A 25189-nucleotide genomic window follows, 5' to 3' on the forward strand; every position below is an offset into this window, starting at 1 on the left:
CCCAGTATAAAACGCCGTAACGGGAATCTTTCTGTAGTAGGAACTATGGATGACAGTACCGTGAAGGAAATTTTGCATACCCTTCATCGGGCTGCAAGAAGCCCACATCATACTGTACTCAGTTGATGTGGGAGATGTCACGTACAAGTCGCGATCGAAATTAAGGACACGCCACAGGGACTTATTTGACTTTCAAGCAGTGTGTGAAGGGATTCACTCTAATTTACCGTCTCGTGTATTGTGTGATGTTTACAAACTGTCTACAAATTTGTAGGCACAAAGCCACAGCGTGATGTTTACAAATTTGTAGATAGCGAGTTCGCAGAATATTGTCGGAGGGCAGCGACGGACAAAAGCTAGAGTCACGTCATCTGCATAGTGCGAGTGAAGCAAAAGTTTGTCACTACCGGGACGCTAGGTGAAAGTCGATCGCCCGTGATAAACTTACTGCCTGTGTGGGCTGCAACTAGAATATTCCTCGCAGGCTTTAAATTAAGCTCAGTAGTAGTAGAGTAACAAGCGACCTTGAACACCTTGCAAGATGGGTTATATCTCATATGTTGCACCATTGTCAATTAACCTTTTATGAACAGGCAAGATGCCTGTTCCACAAGAAAATTTATCTTTTGTGGAACAGGCATCTTGCCTGTTGCTGACAATGGTGCAAGATATCAGTTATATCGTAGAATTATCCTAGAAATTGTAGGTAGAATGGCTAGAACGGTTGGAGTTGCGCGAAATACTCTATCCTTTTGCGGTTAACTCCTAAATCTGACTCTCCCAGACGGGAAGCAGATCGCACATGGATGACTTTTGCTCCATCATCTACCAAAAATTCAACATCATCAACAAACCCCATCAAAGCACTGGTGAACTCCGCATAGAGGTAATTATCAGTTGCCGTGATAATCTTAGTTTTTCCCAAAGACTCGATCGCCCCTTTGAGCTTTGCCATCGCTTCACTCTGGGACGAAGTGTATGCCAAAGGCTCTATTTTGTGTTCCGCATCTTGACTGAAGCTGCTGACGCAGTTGGGGGAACTCGGGCACGCTGCGAGTTTTCCTGACACAATGCCGATATTGGCAGGTCTTTTTCCAGCAAACATTGTTTTTTCTCCGGGTATTGCGATAAAAATCGCGATCGACAGTACCGCTACGGCTAGCAATGACATTAAAATAACTAGGACTCTTTTCAATGCTGTCGGCGATTTTGTTTCAACTGTTTGCAAAGGATTAGCCCTCCTGAAAGTACAAATTACATCTAATTTTAATATTAATTGAAATTGACCCCTAAAACTCAAAAAGATTTACTTTGTTCTTCAATCAACCAGTAAGTCAGCATATTTCCTTTACCTTTAATCGGGATCTGACCCCGTTCTTCAAAAACAAACTGCTCTTTCAAACGCTCGTAAGTCGCTACCGTCACTTGAATTTTACCAGGCAATCCGTTCGACTCCATCCGCGAAGCAACATTAACAGTATCCCCCCACAAATCATAGCTAAATTTGCTAATCCCAATAATTCCCGCCACCACCGAACCGCTGTGAAACCCGATCCGCAATTGAAAATTTTCTCCAATTGTGACATTAAACCTTCTCAAAGCTGCCTGCATATCCAAAGCTAAAAGTGCGATCGCCTCAGAGTGATCCTCCCGAGGCGTTGGCAAACCCCCAACCACCATGTAAGCATCCCCAATAGTCTTAATCTTTTCCAACCCGTGCAACTCAGACAACCTATCAAACTCCGAGAAAATTCCGTTCAAAATTTCTACCAACTGCGTCGGAGTTTTTTGAGCAGAAAACTCTGTAAAACCCACCAAATCAGCAAACAATACGCTCACATCATCAAAATGATCCGCTATCAACTTTTGCTCTTTTTGCAAGCGTTCGGCAATAGGTTTGGGTAAAATATTCAGCAACAATTTCTCTGTTTGCTCTTGCTGCAATTTCAGGGCTGCCTCAGCTTGTTTGCGCTGAATAAGCGAACCGAGCTGCGTCGCAACCGCGCTCACTAATTCCAACAAGCGCGGCTGACATTTCAGAACTTTCTCGCGATAAAAAATCAAAATAGCTAACACATGGTTGTCCGCCAATATTGGCACCCCAAAAGCCGCTTTCAATCCCACAGCCGTCGCAATTTTCGACCGCCAAAAAATTTCTTCCGGTGCAGTAGAAACATCCTCGATCCATTCAGACTGCTGCGACTGCCAAATCCTCCCCGGGAGTCCCACACCGGGAGCAAAAGTTAACTGCCAACTTGTTTGTCGGAATTGGGCAAAACTTAAGTCGCTGACGTACCTGCCTGTAGCGCATCTTAAAACGCCCTCACTGCAAGGAATCCAAGCTTCGCCCAGATTCCATTCAATAGTTTTGCAAATTAAACCTAAAATCAAATCTATAGCAGACTCAAAATCCTCAGATTTGCTAATAGCTTGAGTTGCCTTCAGCAGCAACGTCGTTTCCATTTCAACCTGCCGACGTTCCGCGATTTCCTGGTGCAACAGGACATTTTGATGGGTCAACTTTTGATTTTTTTCTTGCAATTGCATTTGCAATGAACGCACAGTAAGTTGATTGCTCACTCGCGCCAATACTTCTTTCACCTGAAAAGGTTTTGTGATATAATCTGCTCCGCCCACTTCAAAAGCTTTTGCCTTATTTATTCCTTCTTCTAGCGCGCTGAGAAAAATGATCGGAATTTCCCTAAATTGCTGTTGGGATTTCAATTTTTGACAGAGTTCGTAGCCGTCTAGATCCGGCATCATAATATCGAGTAGAATCAAATCGGGTGGGCTAGATTGAATCGCATCTATGGCAGAAAAACCATTAGTAACAGGTCTAACTTTATAGCCGTTTTTTTGCAAAATTCTAATTAACAAACGCAGATTATCTGGCGTATCGTCAACTACTAAAATATCTGCTTGATAGTTTTCAGTTTGTTCCGCATTGATCTGCATTATCTGATTCCTCCGCCTCGGCAATTAAATTGAAAATTTTCTGGTAATCAAAATTATCGAGATGACCCTGGAGGATTGCGGCAAATTCAGGATGAGGATCCCTTATTTCCTCGATTGTCCTGGAAATTAAGTCAAAATCAGCACTGCGGATTACCTGCTTAATGTTGTTTATCCATTCTGCGGGAAGTTTGGGCAAATAAGCAAGCACAGCATTAGAGGGGGAAGCAGATAGATTATTTCGATCGCCTGTGGAGATAAACTCCGTTGAGTTAGAGTAGACATACTTCACCCCCAAATGTTTGCTGAGGGTATCAAATATATCTGTTTTACGGAAAGGTTTGCTAATAAAATCGTCGCAGCCCACCAATAAAGCAAACGATCGCCTTCCTTCAATTGTACTAGCTGTCAAAGCAATAATCTTTGGAATCGGGGATTCGGGAGCGGAAATATTCATCTCCCCGTTTTCTTGCTGCTCTTGCTCTCTCTGCTGTATACTCGCCTTAATTTGTTTAGTAGCTTCGTAGCCGTCCATCACTGGCATTCGCACATCCATCAAAATTAAGTGTGGGTGCCAATTTTCCCAGATTTCTATTGCTTCGCGACCGTTGGTGGCTTCTTGGAGCGCGAAACCCAAGGGAGAAAGCATTTTGACTAAAAGTTGGCGGTTGTCTTCGCGATCGTCTACAATTAAAATCCGGTAGCACGGTTGATTTGGTTCCAACCCAGTAACTTCGCGGTTAATTTGCTCTGTGGGAATATCAGCAGCATAAACCGCACCGACTGGAATTTCAAATTTAAAAGTAGTGCCGACTTCCAGTTGACTTTCTACGACGATTTCTCCTCCCATCAGGCGGACAAATTGACTGCTTATATTCAATCCTAAACCCGTGCCTTTCTGATTTTTTTGACCGGAAGCTGTTTGCACAAATGCCTTAAAAATATTTCCCAATTCTTCCGGAGCCATGCCAACTCCTGTATCTTCTATTTCAAACTGAAGCCAAAAACCCGGAACTGTTAAATCCTCAGGCTCTTCCATCAATTTAACCATTGCAAAATCACTGCTATTTAGGGCAAAATCCCGAATACTTGTTGTGGTATCAAAGCAAGCTGTTGGACGCTCCAATAAATCACAAAATCTCGAATTTTCTATTTTTCTAACTCTTAAGATTATCTCGCCTGTTTGCGTAAATTTAATCGCATTGCTGAGAAGATTAATCAGCACTTGCCGCAGTTTAACATCATCGGTACGCACGTACTGAGGAACGCCATCCTCCCGCTGAAAAAGCAACTGCAATTCTTGACTTAGTGCCCGCAGTTGAAACATATCTTGCAAATCGTCAAGCAAGCGGTAGAGGTCGAAGTTTTTCGGGTCGATCGTCATCCGCCCCGCTTCGATTTTTGACAAGTCTAAGACTTCATTGATCAAGGAGAGCAAGTGTTCGCCACTACGGCGAATAATTCTCATATTTTCTTGATTTTCGACAGTAAGATTCGGGCTGGGTTCCATGATTTGCGCAAACCCGAGTATGGAATTGAGAGGGGTGCGCAACTCGTGGCTCATATTGGCAAGAAACGTGCTTTTAGCTTTGTTTGCTGCTTCCGCAGCTTGTTTTGCTTGTTGCAGTTGTTCTGTGCGTTCGTCAATTTGGGCTTCTAAGGTGCGCTGGTAATCTGCTAGTATTTTTTCGGCTTGTTTGCGATCGCTAATATCTTGAAAAGCTGCGATCGCATAAGCAATATTTCCGTTAGCGTCAAAAATCGGCGTGGTATTAATCTCGATCGCAATTACTTTTCCATCTTGACGGATTTCTACATCGTCAACCTTGACAAATTCTCCTTTCAGTGCCCGCAAAATTGGCAGATTATCCGGCGGGTAAAGCTCATCAGTATTGGCAACATAAAGTTGATAAGTTGCAGCTAATTGTTCCGCAGTGCTTTCCGAGATAGTGTCTGCACCCAGCAATTCCCCCGCTGTCTGGTTGAAATAGGCGATCGAGCCGTCCGGATTATAAACAGATACCCCCACTGGCAAAGCTTCTAAAAATTGACTCAGGCGGCTTTCACTCGCAGACAGCGCCTCATTTGCTAGCTTTAACTCTTCGTTGACTGCTTGTCGCTTCAGGATTTCATCTGTTAACTTCTGGTCTTGCAAGTAACTGTGAATTGCTTCTACTACCGTTAATTTTAAGTCTTCATTTTGCCAAGGTTTAGGGATATAACGGTACAATTTAGCATACTTGATAGCATTGCTCAGGGCTTCCAAATCTGCTTGCCCCGTCAGCATAATAGTCAGCGTATCCGGCGAGCGTTCGTGAATTCGTCTGAGCAGTTCGTCCCCTTTAATATCCGGCATGATATAATCAGAAAGCACCAAAGCAATCTCGTATTCATCGGCCTGCAAATCGGCCAGCAACTCTAAAGCATCAGCCCCGCCTTCCGCCGTTTCAATAATACACCGATCGCCGATCGCCTTTTTCAGTTCAATTTTTAAACTGTTCAAAACGTCAGGTTCATCATCAATACAAACAATCACAGGTTTTTTCATAACTTAGCCAGCCCAGATTTTATAGTCTCTATTAACTCTTTGCTCTTCCACGGTTTGTACAAACAACAGTATAAATCTGCTTCTTGTACTGCCCGCTGAAGTGCCGCTGCATCCGCTTGCCCCGTCAACATCACCTTAATAATTTTAGGATATTTTTGGTGAACTTTAATTAAAAGTTCGTCACCTTTAATTCCCGGCATCAGCCAATCAGAAATAACCACAATCACCTGAACTTCTTCTTGAAAATCCTTAAGTAAATCTAAAGCTTCATCACCACTTTCAGCTAATTCATAAAAGTAATCATTTTTAAATTCATTCTTTAGCTGCATCTTGAGAGTCTTTAATATATCTGGTTCATCGTCAACGCAAAGAATTACAGGCTTATTCATCTTTTCCTCTCTGCTTTAATTTTAGTGGGTTTACCAACTTCACTTGCTTCTACCTTATTGATTTCGGGCGAAGATGCAGAATATCTGTCCCCTATTTTATTTTAATAGAACTTCCGAACAGAAACCCGGTTTCTCGTAATGAATCTTGTATTTGCCAGCGAGAAAGCCACGAGTGTCACGGGAAATCAGCCTCCTGGAGGTAAGTTTTGTTTAATAGATTGGCAGCGAGACTGTAAAAGTTGTCTGCCCCGGTATAGACTCTACAGCAATTGTGCCTTCGTGTTTTTCAACAATTTTTCTCACAATATCCAATCCCAAACCGCTACCTTCGCCCGCAGATTTAGTCGTAAAAAATGGTTGGAAAATTTTGGGAATAACTTCTGGAGGAATGCCTTTGCCGTTATCAGTAAATTTGAGGAAAATATTTGCCTCTTGCTGGTGAGTTTCAATCGTCAAAATACCTTTATAATCCATTGCTTGTAGGGCATTGTGAACGAGATTCGTCCAAACTTGATTTAAGTCATCTGGATAGCACATAATTTTGGGTAAATCTCCATAATTTTTAACTACTTCTATACCGTGTTTCAGTTGATTTTGATAAAGTGTTAACACCGTTTCAATGCCGTCGTGCAAGTTCGCCTGGACCTTTTCTTGTTTGCTATCGAAATGAGCGTAGGTTTTCAAGGCAAATACTACTTTACCCGACTTCGCTGTCGCTCTTTGGATCAGGCTAATACTTTTTTTAAAGCTCGCAAACTGGTAAGCAGTATTTAAAACTACTTCCCAATCCGGCAATTTAAAAAGTGGCAACAAGTGTTCTAGGTTTTCGTAGATTTCCATGTCAACTAAAGTATCGGCAATTTCCTCGGGATTTTCAACAGATTCTGCCATCAAATCCACCGTCAACTTCTGCTTAAATTTCCGCTTCTCTCTGCTGGTAAATGAAGTTTCTTGATGAGTAGCTCTGTAGAGTAAAGTTAAAAAACAAGCTTGGCTTTCTTCAGAAAGTTCTTGAAAAAATTGAGGCATTTTTTCTAAAAAATCTTCCCAAAAATTAGCTATATTATTAATAGACGAACCTATAATTCCCAGGGGGGTATTGATTTCGTGGGCAATGCCGGCAATCAGTTGTCCCAGGGCTGCCATTTTTTCCGATTGAATCAAATGCTCTTGGGTGGCTTGCAGTTGGTGGATCGCAGTTGCTAAATCTTGATTTTTTTCTTGCAAAGTTTGTTGCAGCGAACAAATTTTTAAATGAGTTTCTATCCGGGCTAAAACTTCTTCAACCTGAAACGGTTTGGTAATAAAGTCCACTCCCCCAACTGCAAAAGCTTTAACTTTATCCGTCACGTCGTTAATCGCACTGATGAAAATCACCGGAACGTCTTTTGTTACTTCACAATCTTTGAGCCGCTGACAAACTTCATAGCCGTCCATCTCCGGCATCATAATATCCAGCAGCACTATATCCGGGGGCATTTTTTGAGCGGCAGACAGTGCTAGCTTGCCGTTGGGAACCGGGCGAACTAGATAGCCTTTTTCGCTCAAAATTCCTGCCAGCAGCCGCAGGTTTTCGGGCGTGTCGTCTACTACTAAAATATTAGCTCGATTGGTTTTAGGTAAAGTTGAAGTCATCGGGTATTTACTGGTTCTCGCTGATCTTGATTATGTCCAAAATTTTGTCATATTCAAAATTATTAATGCAATCTTGAAGCCGACCCGCAAGAGAGGAATTGACAGTGCACAATTGTGCGATCGAACTGGCGATCGCCTCCATGTCCACACTCAAAATATTTTGCTTGAATTGGCCTCTCCAGTCTGGAGAAAGAGAGGCGAGATCCTCCGGTGTCAGCACCTCCTGACTTGACTCCCCTACACCTGCCACACTGACTGCTGTTGGATCTTCATAAATATAGCGTACTCCTAAATGTTTTCCCATTGCCACGAAGATATCCTCCTCTCGGAACGGTTTCCGCATAAAATCATCGCAACCCGCCGAAAGAATCACCGCCCGTTCTTCCTCCAAAACACTAGCAGTCAGGGCCACAATCGCCGTTGCTTGCCCGCCAGTTGTAGTTTTAATCTGTTTCGTTGCCTCGTAGCCGTCCATCACGGGCATTCTCATGTCCATCCAAATCAGATGCGGTTCCCACTCCATAAAAATATCCACCGCTTCTTTACCGTTATTAGCTTCTCTCAACTCAAATCCGAGCGGACTGAGAAGTTTTACCAACAGTTGGCGGTTCAAAGGTTTGTCGTCCACAATTAGCAAGCGATAACTCGGCTGATTCGGCTCGAGGGCAACCACTCGACGTTGAGTTTTTTTGCTTTCAATATCACCAGCTTCAACCAGATGAACTTGGATGTCAAACTGAAATAGTGCACCTTTTCCGATCTCGCTGCTAACAGTAATTTCACCTCCCATTAATTGCACGAACTGGCGGCTAATCGCTAAACCTAAACCCGTTCCTTCCTGAGAATCTTTACCTGTTTTTGTCTGCACGAATGCTTCAAACAACTGATGGATTTCCTCCGCAGCAATGCCTGCACCAGTATCTTGAACTTCAAAATGCAGCCAGTAGCGGCCGGGCAATTGGTCAGCGCTATTTCTGTGTACATTCTGCCTTCCTCCTTTGACTTGCACCGACACTCCCCCTTCAGAAGTAAATTTAATTGCATTGTTGAGCAAATTAATTAAGACTTGCCGCAATTTCACTTCATCAGTACAAATGTAATGGGGTACTTCCGCGTCCCGATCGAAGATTAATTGCAAGCCTTTTTGCTCAGCTTTGAGAGCAAACATATCTTCTAAATCGTCGAGCATCTGGTACAAATCAAAGCGTTTTTCATAGATGGTAGTGCGTCCGGCTTCGATTTTGGCTAAGTCTAAAACTTGGTTGATTAAAGCCAGCAAATGTTCGCCGCTGCGCAGGATAATTGCGACATCTTCTTGATTTTCAGGAGACAGAGTTTGACTGCGCAGCATGACTTGAGCAAAGCCGATGACCGCGTTCAGGGGCGATCGCAATTCGTGGCTCATATTGGCGAGAAAGGCACTCTTAGCTTTGTTTGCTGCTTCGGCCGCTTCTTTCGCCTGCTGCAGCTTCATTTCCGCTTGTTTGTTATCAGTAATGTCTTTAATAAAACCTTCGTAGTAAAGTAGATTTCCTGCTTCATCGCAGACAGCGCGACAAGTTTCGGAAATCCAGATTATGCTGCCATCTTTGCGGTAAACTTCGGATTCAAAGTTTGATAGTATCCCGTACTCGTTTATCAGTGCTGTAAATTCGTCGTGGCGGTTGGGTTTCACGTAAAGCTGGTTCTTGAAATTTGGCTGTGCTGCTATTAATTCTGCGGGCGATTCGTAACCGTATAGCTGAGCTAAAGCGGGGTTAGCGCTGATGTATTTCCCGTCACCAGCAGTTTGAAAAATTCCATTCAAAGCATTTTCATAAATGTTGCGGTACTTTTCTTCTGCTTCCCGGAGGGCGGTTTCTGCTTTTTGGCGATCGGTAATATCGCTAGAAATCGACAAAAAACAAGCTTCTCCATCAATATCGATGGTTTCTATAGACAGCAGTGCCGTTCTTTCTGTACCATTTTTATTGCGAAACCTGAGATCGTAATTGTGAATTGCCGTCTTGTTTTTTAACATTTGAATCATGCGGTCACGCTCTCCCAAACTAGCCCAAAAATTGAGCTGCACCGCTGTTTTACCGATAATTTCTTCCTGACTGTAGCCCATCATCCGGCAAAAACTATCATTAACTTCTAGGTGACAGCCGTCACTGATTCTCGTAATCGTAATCGCATTCGGACTCGAACGAAAAGCTTTAGAAAACTTTTCATTTGCCTTAGCAAGCTCTGCGGTGCGTTCGGCAACTTGCACTGCTAAATTTTGGTTGTATTCCCTTAATACTTTCTCCGCTAGTTTGCGTTCCGTAATATCTTGAAAAACGCACATTCCGTAGATAATATTTCCTTGGGCGTCGTAAATAGGAGTTCCCGAAATTTGCATGGGAATAGTTTGGTCAGCCGAGGAAATTTCAATGTCATCAACAGTTACACTTTTGCCCTGCAAAGCATTTAACATTGGGTCGCGTTCCGCCGGATAAATTTCCTGAGTTCCCGCTAAATAAGCTCCGTAGGATTGGCGCAAATTTTCCGCATCGGCTGCGACAAGTCCTTGACCTAAAAGCTGCTTTCCTATAGGATTAATGTAGTGAGGTTGACCGTTTGGCTCTGCAATAAAAATGCCGAGCGGTACTGCATCGAGAAATTGTTTTACTCGGCTTTCGTTTTCCGATAGGGAAGTAAAAGATTGCTGCAATTGCTCTGCCATGCTGTTAAAAGAAGCGGCAAGTTCTCCGAGTTCATCTTCGCGATTCAGAGTGAGCTTTGTATCCCATTCATTCCGCGCCAAAGCTTTCGCCGCCGCATTCAATTTGAAAATCGGTCGCACCACCCATTTAGCAGTAAGAATACCCAGAATAGTCGCCCCGATCAAAGCTGCAACCGACAACAAAAAAGTCGTGCGCGTGTTGACGTTAATTTGCTCCATAAAGTCGGACTCTGGTACAACTACTACAATCAGCCAATCCAACCCTCTATCGTCTTTAAAAGGAGCTACCTGAATAAAATTTCGCTTGCCATCAATATCAAAAGTAAGCTGTTGAGAATTATTGATTTTAGCTAAGCTGTCGTAGGATTTCTCTAAATGCTGTGCGGTTTGGCGAATTACCGGATTTTCGCTTTCTGAAGCTTTGATGCGTCTTGTTTCTTGACCTTCCACCACGAATTCTTGAGTCGCCGTTGAAGTGGAAATTAACATCCCCGATCGCTCCATCACAAAAGTTTGCCCCGACTTGCCAATTTTGAGGCTGACGAGAAATTCTTTGATTCGGGAAAACAGCACATCGCTACCAGCTACTCCTAACAGCTTGCCAGCGTCATCGTAGATAGGCATAGCAGCAGTAATTGCCAGTTCCCTCGTCAAAAAATCTGTATAGATTGGAGTCCAAATTGGTTTTTTGGCGGCAGCGGCAGCTATGTACCAAGGGCGAATTCGCGGGTTGTAAATAGTGGACGAAATTTGCACTAATTGAAGGCGGTTTCCCTGAGGATCAGCAGTATATCGAGCTAACTTATTGCCAGTTGAGCTGTCAGCAGCAGATATCAAAATCCGATCTTTAGTGCGGATTGCTCCCGAGTGGTCTCCATTTTCTGTGGCTGTGTAAATGATGCTTATCGCATCAAAATATTGAATTTGTTCAAGGAAATTACGTTCTAGTTTTTGCTTGTCTTCTAGGTTCAACTGTCCCAATTTTATGGCTTGAACGTTCAGGTGATTGACTATGTGGGGAATTGACATATAATTTTCAATGCGGTCTTTGATGCGATCGCTAATTTCTCCCCGCAACTGAGCGGCAACATCGTTGACCGCCCGCTGACCGTTTTGGAACGACAGCCAACCTACAACTCCTACGGTGGAGACAATTTGCACTAAAAAAGGAACTACGATCACAGTTTGTAATTGAGCTTTGCCGATGATTTTGGTAGCAAAGCGATAGAGCGGTTTAGAAAACATATTCATCCTATGGCAATTCTCAAGTGAGGTACAGATTGGTAATTGGTAATTGATAATTGGTAATTCGTAATTAGTAATTGATACTTGATAACTTTTGAAAATCCGGGTTTCTTTGTTTGGAGTGCGTGACCTCAGCAACCCGGTTTCTTTCCGGATTTCTCGTTAGTCAACCCGAATTTTTTCGTATAAACTGGCTTTATCGCCGAATTTTATTAGACTTATTGCATGAATTTTTGATTGATAAACAGCAGATGCAACGCAGAGGCATTTCAAGATAGGAGAGCGAATGCCTGCAATTCAAGTCTATTGTGGTTGTGCGCGCGGACATGATAAAGCGCTTACCTGAAAAGTGCTTTATCATGTACACCGCCTACTTATTGCAGGCAATGGAGATTACTTTGAGTACAGGGTTGGGATTGTACCTTACTGACCACTGTACAGGTATGAATTTACATTACTATAGCGTATTTATGCGGAAAGGGAGAGTACGTGAAGCGAAGCTATCCCGTAGGGAATCGCCCTATCCACAGCCACGCCCCCCAAAAACCTGCATTTACCTGCGATTCAACTCCATCCTTTCGCCGTAACGTAACAGCATATCCAAACTCTCCAAACGATTTTGCCAAGTTTGAACTTGATAGCTATTTTCTGCTGAATGCAAGCGCATCGAAGATGGAAATTGAGATTGAAAACTGGTTAACAATCTTTTAGTAGTTGCTAAACTTTCCCGAGAAGGATTGGCAGCCAATTTGCTCAAAGCTTGGGCCAATTCATCCGATCGACTTTGCAAAACTTTCAGTTCAGATTCCGACATCCGCAACTGATTGTTAGCCAACAAAAAACTCCATTCCTGCTTGAGAGCAGTATAGCGCGAAGCTGCCGCTGCAAACGGCTGTCGGTAAGGAATCGGCTGCGCTGCCGAAGTTGAACGTACTGGGGGGCCTTGAGTGCGCTTAAAAAACCCCTGCATCCCGCTGCTGATACTTTCCACCGCAAAAATAGCATAGCCCCCAGTCGGCAAATCGCGCAAAGCTTGAATTTGGTCGATCGCCACAACTTCCGGGAGACTCAACAACTTAACCGACGGAGAAATCAAAGCCGAACCGAGAATTTGTTCCTTTACCAACGGTTCGGTGATGCGCTGAAGTCGGTTCGTATCCAAAGCATAAGTCATCGGCACAATCAAATCTACAATGCCTTGACGAGCCCAAACTTCCCAATTTTGCTGAATTTTGTAAATTCGCTGACTTTCCGGGTGCGGAAACACGGCCACCGACAGGATAGTGCGCGGATAATTCTGGCGCAAAAGCTGAGAAACTTCAGCTACAAAAGTATTAATTTGATTAGTTTTAAACTCTACCCACTGTCGCCACAAACTGCCAGAACTCGGCGAAATATTCACCGGATCTGCACCAGTCAACTGCTTAAATTGCTGCCTCGCAGCCATACCGTAACCGTAAGTAAAACCCGCATTGTCATCTTGAAAAGGATAGCGAATATAGTCTAATTGCACTCCATCAACTTTGTAGTTATTGGCAATTTCGCTGATAATTCGCAGCAAATAATTACGCGCTTCCGGGTTCGCCGGGTCGAGATAAAATTTACCATCGTTGGGATGTTGCGTGCGTCCTTTATTGTCAATATTTGCCCAATCTGGATGAGCGGAAAGCACAGGCCCAGGATAAGAACTAGGCTTGCCAATTAAAGTATTGTGGCGCTTATTTCCTACGGCAAAAGTCCAAATCCAAGCGTGCAGTTCCATCCCTCGCTGATGGGCTAATTTAACCGCAGATTCTAGCGGGTCCCAGCCAACTGTCAGGGGGTTTTGTTGCAGTGCAACTTGACTGGGATAAATTGTATATCCGGCATTCAATGTTTCAAAGAAAACGGTATTGATACCGGCGGCGGCGAGCCGATCGAACACTGCCGCCAAACCTCGTTCCGATCGCGCTGCGACGATCGTACCGCGATCGAGCCAAACCGCGCGAATTTCCGCCCCAACGCGCTGCCCTTCCTGGGGGTAATTTTGCCACAGCAACTGCCGCGCCTGCACCCACTGCTGTCTAGCCTCCGCGTACTTTTGCTCTTGCAGAAGTTGGTCGAAAGTTTGCAAAACCTGCCGCGCAGAGGCGATCGCCCGCGCCGTTGCCCCTTGCATAACAGGCGGGCGGCTGGCTGCCGGGCCGCCGGCACTGTTGCTTGCCGCTACCAGTTGAGGGGGGGTAGCAGCATTGAGATTAACAGGCGTATTAGCTGAATTAGCTGCTGTCAGGGCGCTTTCAAACCTGCCGAGGAGGTTGGTGAGTTCTTGGCGCATCAAGTACGCTTCAATGCTGACGATCGGCTTATTGGAATTTGCCTGCACGTCCAAACCGGGCGGCGCCGACTGATCGGAAGGGTCTGTAAAAGTTGCAGGTACTGGATCGGGAAGCGAGCCAGAGGGAGAAAGTCGGCTCAGCGGGTTACTACGCGGCGAATTAGGGCTGTTTCTAGTGACTCGCGAGGGGGGAGTTGGTAGTGGGGTGGCGGCAGCGGTGGGCGGCGCTCCGGGCTGTGGAGCGATTGTGCCTCCCCAGCGGGCGATCGAGGCTTGCAGCCAAGCCTTATCTACATTTTCCGAACCGTCGCTACCCCAGCGCCAGCCGAGATAGGTAGCCCTCTCGGTGGCGATGGCTGCGGAGGAACCGGAACTATCTTTCCAAATAGCAATTGTTTGACTGTTCGCATCAGCCGGAATTAAGACACCGCCTTGGACTGAGCCCTTTTTTTGTTCTGGTGGCATCCAATTGTTAGAAGTAGTGCAAGCAAGATCGCGGCAGCGCGTGCGGGGTTGCGGGGTCGCCGGCTGGGTTAAGGGAAAAGCCCAATAGGCCCCGAGGAGCGATCGCAAAGATTGGCGCACCAAGGCCGGGGAACTGCGGCCGACTGGACCCGAAGCAATCAAGCGGCCGCCCTGTGAGGTCCAAGCTTCTAAAACTTTAATTTGGGCAGGACTCAACGTTTCAATGTTGGGCAAAAACAGCACGTTAACGCCTGCTAAATCCGCCGTACTTTTGATTTGTTCGAGATTGATTGGTGTGTAAGCAATCCCACTTTCCCAGAGGCGCGTGGTAATCTTCACCCAATCGGGAGAATTCTCGGAACTGCGAACGACGCCCAGAACTACTTCTGCGAAACTCGGAGAGGGAAATAGGATGAAGAGATTGAGTAATGTACTCGCTAGAGTTCCAATTAAGACTCTTTGCAAGAAAGTGAAAAAGCGATTTTTTTTTGCCTGGGAGCAGGCATCAGGCCTTTGATAAGTTTTTTTAATCTGTTGCATAAAAATATGAGAATTACCCACCACACCGCTTGAGAAAAATTCAATCACCATTAAGAGCGATCGATCGATTTTAGATTTTAGATTTTAGATTTTAGATTTTGGATTTAAATCTGGGTGTAGTCCTTAGGGCTGTTGACTGTTGACTGTTGACTGTTGACTGTTGACTGTTTGGACATTTGGACATTTGAACTATACCGATGCAACCGTAAACGATTTTAGATTAAAATCTGCGTGCATTTGGGTTGAAAAACCCAAAATACAATTTAGAGGCCGGACAGCTTACAGCCAACGGTCAACAGCCAACAGTTAACTGTCAACACTTTTCTAAGTTGCAGCTTCATTCACCGGAAATCTATCGATTAACTGCATCGCCCGACAAGCATTCCTACGCAAAGAATCCGAAACATGAGGAACATGAGGAATCTGAGACAAGAAATCCAAAGTCCGGCGCAAAATCCGCACCACATCCCCTTCATCCAAACTCGTATGGCTAATCAGTTCCAGCCATTCAACACCCAGAGCCCACTGTTCGACCAAAGTCACTAAATCCCGTTCCAGCCAAATCGGGATTGCAGCTTCATGACGGTACTGAACTTGAAACAATCGGCGACGCAAGCCTTTTTGTAGATTGTCCAAAGGTGCCAAAACTTCCGGCGACAGCGAGTAGTGAGTCCAACTGTCGGGCCTGGAAACTTCTGTAACTAAGGCCGCGCAAGCAGCAGCGAGGTGGTGGGGGTCGAGTTCGTCAAACTCTGCAGACATCAGGGACAAACCCAGCCACAGTTCATTATCGCCGCGAATGGCGGCGCAAGCTTGGCCCAAGATTGTGGGTACCAACCTGTCGGAGGAGTCATCTCGGTTTGCATTTGCCGAAACTACTCTTTCCAAGCAGCCGAAATTCAGCAAGATGTCGATTAAGTTGAGAAATTGCTCCCAGTAGCGAGCTCGCTGCTTTTCTAAATCTTGTTCGCTTTTGCGGATTTCTTTTTTCAATTCTTCCCGGCGGCGCTGGCGTTTGAGCAAAGTACCGGGATTGCCCCATTCTAGAACCGGGTGAATTTCTAGCTTAGCTTCTAGGGCTGCGATTTTCTGCTGTTGCTCGTGAGCCTCTGGGCTCGGTTCCGGTGTCGGCAATTGTGGGATCGATCCAGCAATTGAAGCAGTTTCTTCAGTTCCCAAGCGGCACTGGCCGAGTCTCAGGGGCATTTCCGAGGGGGGGTTCAAGGTATCTGCAACGCTCAAGCGGGGTAATTCGGCGTGCAGGGTAGCTACATCACTAATGGCGACGATATACCAGCGGTTATCTTTGCCCAAGCACACCAAATTTGGAGCTTGGCCGGAACCTGGGGTTTTGGCAACCAATACGGCGGGTACAGGAGTTGTGTGCGATCGTTTGGCTGTCGGAACGTGCTTACCTTTGAGACTCAGAACCGTGCCGAGCACTGCAAAAGCCACAGCTACGGACATTTCCTTAAATCGCGCTTCTTCAGCTTGCTGCAATAAAGTTTTCAGCAAACGTTTCTCTTCTTTGAGTCTTCCCTGCAATTTTTCGTAATGGGCGAGCTCTTTTTCCAGGGTGGAGACATTTCCTCCGGCCGCCAGGGACTCTTCGAGCACCGCCAATTCTGTTTGCAATCGGTCTAATTCTGCTTGCTGCGGCTGCAAGTACAAGGTAGACAGGTATTGACCAAAACTCCGCTCTACCAACTCTTGAGCTTCCTCGAGAGTGTGAGTTTGCAGCAAATTCAGCACCATGCCGTAGCTGGGAGTAAACTGACTGGCGAGGGGGTCGGCTTTGGCTGTTGCCAAATAAGAGGCTTCTTTTGCGCCTTCAAAGCGCGTCTGAACTGCGACTACGTGCCCGAGCTCGTCCATCCCCCGCCGACCCGCCCGACCGGCCATTTGCAGGAATTCTGAAGCGTTTAGCAGTCGGTGTCCCTTGTCGGTGCGCTTGGACAGGGTGGAAATGACTGTGGTGCGGGCGGGCATATTAATCCCGGCTGCTAGGGTTTCGGTGGCAAATACGACTTTAATCAAACCTCTGCCAAAGAGTTCTTCTACTAAACCTTTCCAAGCGGGCAAAATGCCTGCGTGGTGGGCGGCGATGCCTTTTAAAAGTGCTTCTTTTTGACCGAAGCGTTCTGCTTCTGGGTTTCGCTGTAAAAAATCGTCAATGATGCGTTTGAGTTCGGCTGTTTCGGCTTCGTTAACCAGGGAGAAATTGCCGACTTCTGCGACTGCTTGGTCGCACCCGCGACGGCTGAAGATGAAGTAAATTGCTGGTAGCATATCTCGATCGTCCAACCGGGCCAAAACATCGGTCAAACTCGGAGTGGGGATGCTGCCTCTTTCTACTTTTTGCTGCTTCTTTTTGGGGACTAACCGGACATTAACTCTTTTGCCGGTCTCGTCTAGCAGGGGAAATATCCCTTTTTGGTTGGCGAAGTGGAATTGCAGCGGCACTGGCCGAAAGTCTGAGTAGACGAGCTCTGTGGGCCCGTGGACTTTGTTAATCCAGTCTGTGAGTTGCTCGCTATTGGCAACGGTTGCTGAGAGGGCGAGCAGTTGAATTTCGCTCGAACAGTAGATGATGGATTCTTCCCAGACGGTACCACGCTGGCGATCGTTCATGTAGTGACACTCGTCGAGCACCACGGTTTCGACTCCGGTGAGGGAAGTACCGACTTCTCCTATAGGCGTACCGTAGAGCATATTCCGAAATATTTCGGTAGTCATCACCAAAATCGGCGCATCTCGATTGACGGAGATGTCGCCGGTGAGCAAACCTACGTTGTCGTCTCCAAATTGACTGCGGAAGTCGCGCAGCTTTTGGTTAGACAGAGCTTTGAGGGGAGTGGTGTAGAAGACGCGTCGCCCCCTGGACAGTGCTTGATGGATGGCGTATTCCCCGATTAACGTTTTCCCAGAGCCTGTGGGAGCGCACACAACAACGGATTTACCTGCATCAAGGGCGGCGATCGCCTCTCTCTGAAAGTTATCTAGCTCGAAGGGAAATATGGTCTTCAGATCCAGCTCTGGGCGGTTCTGGGCAGTGTCTGGCACAAGGATTATTATAAGGTTTCAGGGTAAGTATGCTTAAATCTTGCTGAAAGCAAGTCAGCAGAGGACTGTATTGATTTTAAACCTTCGTCAGCCGATCGGCACTCGCAGGAAGTAAGGGAGTGGGTGATTCGGACTTTTACGCTTAGTGCCTTAAAAATCTAGTATAGCGATCGAACCAGGTTTGCCGTCTGGACTGCTGTTTTTTTCTTGATCGTGTCCGATCAATTAACCGCACGCACGCGCAGGTTCGTAAGTGCGGACTTCAGTCCGCTCTTAAACGGAGGACTTCACTCCGCACGCACAGGCAGGTTCGTAGTGCGGACTTCAGTCCGCTCTTAAACGAAGGACTTCACTCCCCACAGGATATAACCTGATATTTCTTGACCTACCCTTACCCCATGCGATGGCTAATAAATAAAAATCATACCCAAAATCAGCAACGCCAAACTTTACAAGTCTTGACGCGAGCGAAGAAATGAGATACCCCCCCTCCCAAAACCCACCGCTCCCAAACCACCATATACGCACACACGCACGGCACTGAGGGATTTGTCCCTCTGGTGCTGTCTTGGTGTTGAATTTTAGTTCATCGCGATCCACCCAACGGTTATTCACAAGCCAACCTACGCGATCGCCAAACGCTTCCAATATTTTACGATGGGATTTACTACTGAATCCATCCAGACTTTGATAAATGCGCTTCTGCACCGAAAAGCCGAAATGCCCATTACTGTATTTTACCCAAAGTTGGTCAATGGTACACAAGTCTTCGCAGGGAAAATTATCTATTGATGATTTATCCAGCCATCCGTATTCCTCCCTACCTGCCACCTTCAACATCACTCTCGCCGTTTCCTCATCCGCTTCTTCCCACTTTTCTGCTGCTAATAACTCTCGCAAGTTTCTATAATCCATTCCTACCGCTGAAACCAATTGTACCTCATTAGTGACCTGTTTCGGTATCACTAATTGTACCTCATTAGCAGGCTGTAGATCCAGAAATTTTAGCGGTGGCAGATTAGGGATCACTAAATTAGCAGCCTGTTTAGGCATCACTAAATTAGCCCCTTGTTTCGGTATTAGCAAATCCAACCATTCCTGCACCGACTGCGGGCGATTTTGCGGTTCTAACTCCATCCCCTTAATAATTGCCTGATTCACCTTGTCGCTAATTTTATTATTGTGCTGATTTGGCGGAATTAAAGGCACATTTTGCTTTCTAAATTGCGACGGAAATGGTAACTCACCACTCAACATTACATAAAGCGTCCCCGCCAAAGAATAAACATCAGTATAAGCACCAATTTCCGCTCGTTTTTCCAACAACTCCAGAGGTGCAAAACACTCAGTCCCCGAATTACTATTAGTCCTTAACTTCCCCGGTATTGTCGCCTGTCGCGCCAAACCAAAATCAATCAAAACCGCTGACAAACCCTGCTTTCTGAGCATAATATTTTGCGGTTTAACATCAAGATGAGTAAATCCTTGCTGATGAATAAAACTCAGCGCATTTCCCACTTGTTGAATAATTGGCAAACCCTTCTCTTCCGACAAAATCCCGTTATCTTCCAGATAGTCAGCTAAATCCATCCCGTCGATCAATTCCATCACCATGCACCACAATTCAATATTTCCGGCCATTTCTGGAAATACTTCATAAACTTGAACAACATGAGGATGACTGCACTTTGCTAAACACAAAGCTTCATTGACAAATTTAGTTTGCAATTCCCGAAAATTTGGCTTACCTTGAACGTTAGCATTGAGAGTCTTAATCGCAACTAACTTGCCTTCCTTACGATTTTGAGCGCGGTAGGTGACACCGAATCCCCCGCCGCCGAGGATTTCTTCGATGATATATTTGCCTTGGTGCAGTTGTTGTCCAGGTGCCCAGTGCCGCATATTGCTGTGTGAGGATGTGTAGATGATGGTTTTGATTATAGCTGAAGTGGGTAGATTTTGTGTAGGGGCTGACCTCAGAAACCCGGTTTCTTTGTAGATTTCTCGTTACTCAACACAAAATCTCGTAGAAACCGGGTTTCTCGCCCATTTTGAGTGGTGGAGGACGGGTTTGTTTAGATTCTGGTTAACCGAGATTTTGGGTGGTGGGGGCGGGTTTATTTAGATGCTCGTTAAGCGGCATAAATTAGGGTGAACCCTCCCCTACAATTCAGTCAATTTATGGTTGAATGAAAATACCGATCGCATTATGAACTCTCGCCGCCGTTTTGACCGAAAAACGAGACGCAAGCCCCTGGCTTCAGACAGGGGGAAAAGTCGGCAGCGGTTTCAACCGCCTTGAGTAATTCTTTACATTTCAACACACAATATACAGGTTGGTCAGTATATACTGTAAAGATGAAAGCAAAACTCAAATCCAACAGCAATGTAACGTATTGCTGCAATTACCATATTGTTTGGTGCCCGAAATATCGTAGGTCTGTGTTGATTAATGGTGTAGATATTCGCCTAAAAACGATTCTACAAGAAGTTTGCACCGAATTTAACGCCGAACTATTAGAAATGGAAGTGATGCCAGATCATGTTCACATTTTAGTAGGAGTAGACCCACAGTTCGGAATCGCCAAGTTAATCCGATACTTGAAAGGACGTTCATCTCGACTACTGAGACAAGAATTTCCTTGGCTAAAAAGCAGATTACCAACTCTGTGGACGAATAGTTACTTTGTTGCAACGGTTGGCGGTGCGCCACTATCTGTGGTCAAGCAGTATATCGAGAATCAAAAAAATGTCTAGTTACGGATGTCAGCAAAACTTAATTAATGCTGATTCAAGTCTGAAAGCAATTTTAGAGTTTGTATGTGGCGAATCAAACAAGCTAGCAAATTGTGCCTTGTACTACGGTCGCCAGTTGTATTTTAAAACTGGCAAGATTCCTGGGAAATACAATTTCCATAAAATGTTCAAATCAAACTTGCATTTTAAGGCTCTGTACTCCCATGTCGCGCAACAAACTTTAACCAGTGTCGCTGAATCTTTTAGTTCATACTTTGGATTGCTAAAAGGAGTCAAATCTGGGACTGTCACACAACATCCAAAACTACCAAAATACAGAAAAGATTCTCTGAAGTTGGTGACATTCCCTAAAGCTGATGTCAAACTCAAAAACGGATTACTACGTTTTCCCCTAGGTAGCAAGGTCAAGCTTTGGTTTGGAATCGGAGAATTTTTCTTGCCGATGCCATCAAATTTAGACTACAAGAAACTGGTTGAAATTCGGATTCTTCCCAGAAATCGGTGTTTTTATGCCGAGTTTGTGTATAGAACAGAGGAATTGGTTGGCAATGTTATGATTCCAGGTAGTGTACTGGGATTAGATCATGGGATTAATAACTGGCTAACAGGTGTGTCCAATGTAGGAACTTCTTTCATTATTGATGGACGACACCTAAAATCTTTAAATCAGTGGTACAACAAGCGAATCTCTATTTTGAAAGAGAATCGACCGCAGGGTTTCTGGTCAAATCAATTAGCTAGGATTACCGAGAAAAGGAATCGGCAAGTTAGAGATGCAGTAAACAAGGCAGCGAGAATTGTAATTAATCACTGCCTTAAGAATGGAATAGAAACAGTAGTATTTGGGTGGAATAAAGAGCAAAAGCAAGGCGCAAATATGGGTCAAAAGACTAATCAAAAATTTGTGCAAATTCCTACGGGGAGACTAAAGGAGAGAATACTCCAGTTGTGTCAGCAGTATAAAATTAAGTTCGTAGAAACCGAAGAGGCATACACATCAAAAGCCAGTTTTCTCGACAATGATTCGCTGCCTGCGTTCGGTGAAAAAACTGAAGGGTGGAAAGAATCAGGAAAAAGAATAACTCGCGGGCTGTATCGTTCGGCAAACGGTACAAAAATAAATGCTGATTGCAACGGTGCAGCCAACATTATGAGAAAAGTAGCGGTAAGGTTGGGATTTGATCTCAGCCAAATCAGTAGCGGCGAATTGATAGCGCCTTTGAAAATCCGACTTTGGACTCTTCAAGAATCCCCTCGCATGCACGGCATGGGGAGTATCAAGTGGAAGCTTGGACTTTAGAATTAGGTTCGGGGATGGAAATGAATCCCCAGTCGGTGGCGAATGGCTTGCGGGGCATCAAAAATTACTTAGCAAGTAAGGGTTTATTGAAACTAGATGGATTTCCTCTCGCGGAAACAGCGAATCATCAAGTTATTTTCACCCCCAAGAATTCAGCGATCAAATACTACGCGCCGGCGGGCGGGATGATTCAAAATCGAGTGCAATTGGGGAGTTTTGTCAAAAAGGGCGATCGGCTTTATCAAATTCTCAGCTTTAATAAGAATGGGGAATTTCCCAGTTTAGTTGATGTTTGTGCTGAGTCGGATGTTTTCATTTTTGATGTTTCGACCAATCAGTCAGTAAATCAAGGAGAGTATGTGTTGTCTGTGATGGCAGATTGAGAAGACCAAGAAACCCGGTTTCTTCAAGAAAGCGGGTTTCTGAAAACCTATTGGTAGTCGAAACATAATTTACTATATACTATTGAATAGGGCTTGTTTTAATTCCGCCACACTTTTATAATAAATTTCAGGATTGTCAATTAAAGCGCGATCGATAACTGTGGCTAGCGGTTGAGGAATGGCCGAAGTGCGATCGTCCACAGGAACCCCATCATTTTGTAAAATCGCCAAAAACGGGTTTTGACCCTGCAAATTTCGCGGGGAATATCCCGTTATCATCACATACAAACAAGCCCCTCGATTTGGGATTATAGAAACTTTTACTCCCCCCTTAGCAAGGGGCTAACTCTCTTACTCCCCCCCTTGCTAAGGGGGGGGCTGGGGGGGGTAAAACACCCGATGTTCTCAGCGATTAAATCTCATCTACCTTTCTAACTCTTACTCCCCCCCTTAGCAAGGGCCTACCTCTCTTACTCCCCCCCTTGCTTTGGGGGGGGCTGGGGGGGTAAAACACCCGATCTTCTCAATGATTAAATCTCATCTACCTTTCTAACTCTTACTCCCCCCCTTAGCAAGGGGCTAACTCTCTTACTCCCCCCCTTAGCAAGGGGGGGCTGGGGGGGTAAAACACCCGATGTTCTCAGCGATTAAATCTCATCTACCTTTCTAACTCTTACTCCCCCCCTTAGCAAGGGGCTAACTCTCTTACTGTAGTTTAGACTAACCAAAGATGAGAACGGTGGCAAAAGAAGAACTAGAGCCACCGTTAAGGAGAGAATGAGGGTGAAAAATAAAACCTATCCACTCCTTAAATGAACAGTGAACGATTAAAGGACTTTCGTCAAGCAGCATACGAATTATTGGTACGAGCCAAGGATGCAACATTCGAGCTGATGGATTCAGTGATGACCACAAGGAATGTGTCGTGTTTAGCGGAATTTTCGCTCAATCCATTATTCAATCGTCAATGGCCAAGCGTCTACGAAGCGTTACAAGACTGTAGACCAGACCGGAAAAAACTGATGCTGCTGTATTTCCAGCAATTACAGGAGGAAGCACCCCCAACGGAACACATATTAGTGGCAATCGACCACACTGCATGGGGGAGACCAGATGCCAAAACGTTAAAAGACAGAACTCATGAATATCAGAGGGGCGTAACTGTTGGACAGGGATACAGTACAATTGCCTGGATACCAGAAGCACAAGGAAGTTGGGCATTACCTCTGCTCCATGAAAGAATTAGTAGCGGGTCTTCACCCATACTTCAAGCAGCTTCCCAACTCAAACTTGTCTGTGAACAGAGCGTCAACCCAGTTTTAGCAGTTTTAGATGCTGAATATGGGAATGCTTGTTGGGTGCTGGCGCTAACGCAAGCTTCCGTCCTTGCTGATTGTTTAATGAGAGTCCGAAAAAATGCCTGCTTATGGTCAGCACCACCAGCCTATAGTGGTCGCGGTAGACCACGCAAACACGGGCAAAAAATGAGACTCAACGACCCAAACACCTGGCTTCAAGCGGATACTGCGATTGAAATTGACGAACATCCAGAGTTGGGAAAAGTCCGAGTCAGACAATGGCTGGACTTACATTTTTATCGTGCGGCCCAACAGAAAATCAATTTAATTCTGGTCGAAAGAATGAAGCCCATGTCAAACGGTCAGCCGTTTCCACCCTTATGGTTGGCTTGGGTTGGAGAACGAACTCTACCCAAGCGAAACTATTTGGTTTAAATATTTGCGACGTTTTGGAGTCGATCATTGGTATCGATTTGCGAAGCAACGATTGCATTGGACATTGCCTAACTTGAGAACTCCTGAACAATCTGAGCGTTGGAGTGATTTAATGCCGTTAATGAGTTGGCAACTCTGGCTGGCACAAGATTTAGTGATCGAGAATAGACTCCTGCAGGCAATCTGCTACGATCGATTTAACTCCTGGACGTGTTGCCCAATAAATGTTTTCGGTTTTAGTTGACATTGGTACTCCTACAAAAATCCCTAAACATAGGGGAAAAGCCCCCGGCTGGGAAAAAGGAAAGGTACGTACCAAGGCACCGTGCTATCCCACTGTCAAAAAACGGGTTTCTCGACGCAAAAAATCTTCAAAATTAGCTATTTAATCTTCTCCCTCTTGAGTTTTTGAGTAACAGCTTGCCGGATATTTAAAGGCAGCTACTTTTAGATGCGCTCGTTTTTTAGTCTAAACTCCAGTCTCTTACTCCCCCCCTTAGCAAGGGGGGGCTGGGGGGGGTAAAACACCCGATGTTCTCAACGATTTAATCCCCTCTACAATAACCTCTAAAACCCCATCCAAATTATGATAAACATCATCATTAGTAAACCTCAAAAATTTAATCCTTGCCGACTCAATAAAGGTCTGCCTTTCTGCATCATATTCTACAGCGCCATCCACAAAATGGCTCTCACCATCAACTTCTAGTGCTAACTAGATTTCCGGCGAGTAAAAATCGATCGCAAATGCTGCTACACAATATTGTCTGCGAAAGTTACAATTTTCAAGCTGTCTGTTTCTAAGGTGTTGCCATAGTCGCTTTTCAGCTTCTGTCATTTCTGTGCGAAGCTTCTGCCGCTTGAATTTCTCTGAGCTTTTGTTGTAGAGTTTTGTCATCGTTGTATAGGATTTTTTTGTTGGTTGCTGAGTATTTTAACCCCCCCAGCCCCCCCTTGGTAAGCTAGGCCTTACTCACATCTTTCTTAACAAAGGCGCTCCGGCCCCGGCCGGAGCGACCTCCGGCGATCACTCCGGCCGGAGTAGGATTGACAACCAGGAATCGACTCAATTAATCAGTAAATTATGGCACCAGAGGCGAGTGAGGAACTAGGACGGCAGAATGGGCAGTAGCAGAACTACAATTTGCTTGTCAC

At 45.2% G+C, this 25189-nt stretch carries 14 protein-coding genes and 1 pseudogene; 4 read left to right on the forward strand and 11 right to left on the reverse strand.

What is annotated here, in order from left to right; translation table 11 throughout:
* Positions 1-715: 715 nt before the first annotated feature.
* The 9 genes from ACUVJL_RS34295 to ACUVJL_RS34335 all read right to left on the reverse strand — a co-directional run bounded on the left by ACUVJL_RS34295 (position 716) and on the right by ACUVJL_RS34335 (position 19763).
* Complete coding sequence (locus ACUVJL_RS34295) at positions 716-1228, reverse strand: DUF1499 domain-containing protein (RefSeq protein ID WP_445249913.1); 513 nt, start codon at positions 1226-1228, stop codon at positions 716-718.
* 68 nt (positions 1229-1296) lie between these two features.
* Complete coding sequence (locus ACUVJL_RS34300; protein ID WP_445249914.1) at positions 1297-2955, reverse strand: adenylate/guanylate cyclase domain-containing protein; 1659 nt, start codon at positions 2953-2955, stop codon at positions 1297-1299.
* Positions 2930-5500: a response regulator gene (locus ACUVJL_RS34305; protein ID WP_445249915.1), complete on the reverse strand. Its 2571-nt coding sequence runs from the start codon at positions 5498-5500 to the stop codon at positions 2930-2932. Before ACUVJL_RS34305 ends, ACUVJL_RS34300 begins: the two co-directional genes overlap by 26 nt.
* Positions 5497-5889, reverse strand: coding sequence for a response regulator (locus tag ACUVJL_RS34310; RefSeq protein ID WP_445249916.1), 393 nt, complete (start codon positions 5887-5889; stop codon positions 5497-5499). Before ACUVJL_RS34310 ends, ACUVJL_RS34305 begins: the two co-directional genes overlap by 4 nt.
* 210 nt (positions 5890-6099) lie before the next feature.
* Complete coding sequence (locus tag ACUVJL_RS34315; RefSeq protein WP_445249917.1) at positions 6100-7524, reverse strand: hybrid sensor histidine kinase/response regulator; 1425 nt, start codon at positions 7522-7524, stop codon at positions 6100-6102.
* A 7-nt stretch (positions 7525-7531) separates the two neighbouring features.
* Positions 7532-11476, reverse strand: coding sequence for a PAS domain S-box protein (locus ACUVJL_RS34320; RefSeq protein WP_445249925.1), 3945 nt, complete (start codon positions 11474-11476; stop codon positions 7532-7534).
* Positions 11477-12029: 553 nt separating this feature from the next.
* Positions 12030-14798 carry a family 10 glycosylhydrolase gene (locus ACUVJL_RS34325; protein WP_445249926.1) on the reverse strand — a complete coding sequence of 923 codons (2769 nt, stop codon included), beginning with the start codon at positions 14796-14798 and terminating at the stop codon, positions 12030-12032.
* A gap of 324 nt (positions 14799-15122) precedes the next feature.
* Complete coding sequence (locus ACUVJL_RS34330) at positions 15123-17861, reverse strand: DEAD/DEAH box helicase (RefSeq protein WP_445249918.1); 2739 nt, start codon at positions 17859-17861, stop codon at positions 15123-15125.
* Between the two features lie 324 nt (positions 17862-18185).
* Positions 18186-19763 carry a protein kinase domain-containing protein gene (locus ACUVJL_RS34335; protein WP_445249919.1) on the reverse strand — a complete coding sequence of 526 codons (1578 nt, stop codon included), beginning with the start codon at positions 19761-19763 and terminating at the stop codon, positions 18186-18188.
* A 456-nt stretch (positions 19764-20219) separates the two neighbouring features.
* Between ACUVJL_RS34335 and tnpA the strand changes: the two genes are divergently transcribed.
* From tnpA to ACUVJL_RS34350, 3 genes are read left to right on the forward strand one after another with little or no spacing between them, the layout of a single operon-like run.
* Entirely contained in the window at positions 20220-20618 is a 399-nt protein-coding gene (gene tnpA, locus ACUVJL_RS34340; RefSeq protein ID WP_445249920.1) for an IS200/IS605 family transposase, read from the forward strand.
* On the forward strand, positions 20611-21918 hold the full coding sequence (locus ACUVJL_RS34345; protein ID WP_445249921.1) for an RNA-guided endonuclease InsQ/TnpB family protein: 1308 nt from the start codon (positions 20611-20613) through the stop codon (positions 21916-21918). Before tnpA ends, ACUVJL_RS34345 begins: the two co-directional genes overlap by 8 nt.
* On the forward strand, positions 21900-22301 hold the full coding sequence (locus tag ACUVJL_RS34350; protein ID WP_445249922.1) for a succinylglutamate desuccinylase/aspartoacylase family protein: 402 nt from the start codon (positions 21900-21902) through the stop codon (positions 22299-22301). The genes ACUVJL_RS34345 and ACUVJL_RS34350 overlap by 19 nt, the downstream gene beginning before the upstream one ends.
* 72 nt (positions 22302-22373) lie before the next feature.
* Here the strand turns inward: ACUVJL_RS34350 and ACUVJL_RS34355 are convergent, their stop codons facing one another.
* Positions 22374-22532, reverse strand: coding sequence for a hypothetical protein (locus ACUVJL_RS34355; RefSeq protein WP_445249923.1), 159 nt, complete (start codon positions 22530-22532; stop codon positions 22374-22376).
* Positions 22533-23113: 581 nt separating this feature from the next.
* On the opposite strand from ACUVJL_RS34355, the gene ACUVJL_RS34360 reads away from it, so the two are divergent.
* Complete coding sequence (locus tag ACUVJL_RS34360; RefSeq protein WP_445249924.1) at positions 23114-24034, forward strand: transposase; 921 nt, start codon at positions 23114-23116, stop codon at positions 24032-24034.
* A gap of 496 nt (positions 24035-24530) precedes the next feature.
* Here ACUVJL_RS34360 and ACUVJL_RS34365 read toward each other — a convergent pair.
* A pseudogene (locus ACUVJL_RS34365) lies at positions 24531-24932 on the reverse strand (endonuclease domain-containing protein).
* Between the last annotated feature and the right edge of the window lie 257 nt (positions 24933-25189).

Origin of the sequence: Microcoleus sp. OTE_8_concoct_300 (assembly GCF_031383065.1) — a bacterium.
Classification (GTDB): Bacteria; Cyanobacteriota; Cyanobacteriia; order Cyanobacteriales; family Microcoleaceae; genus Microcoleus.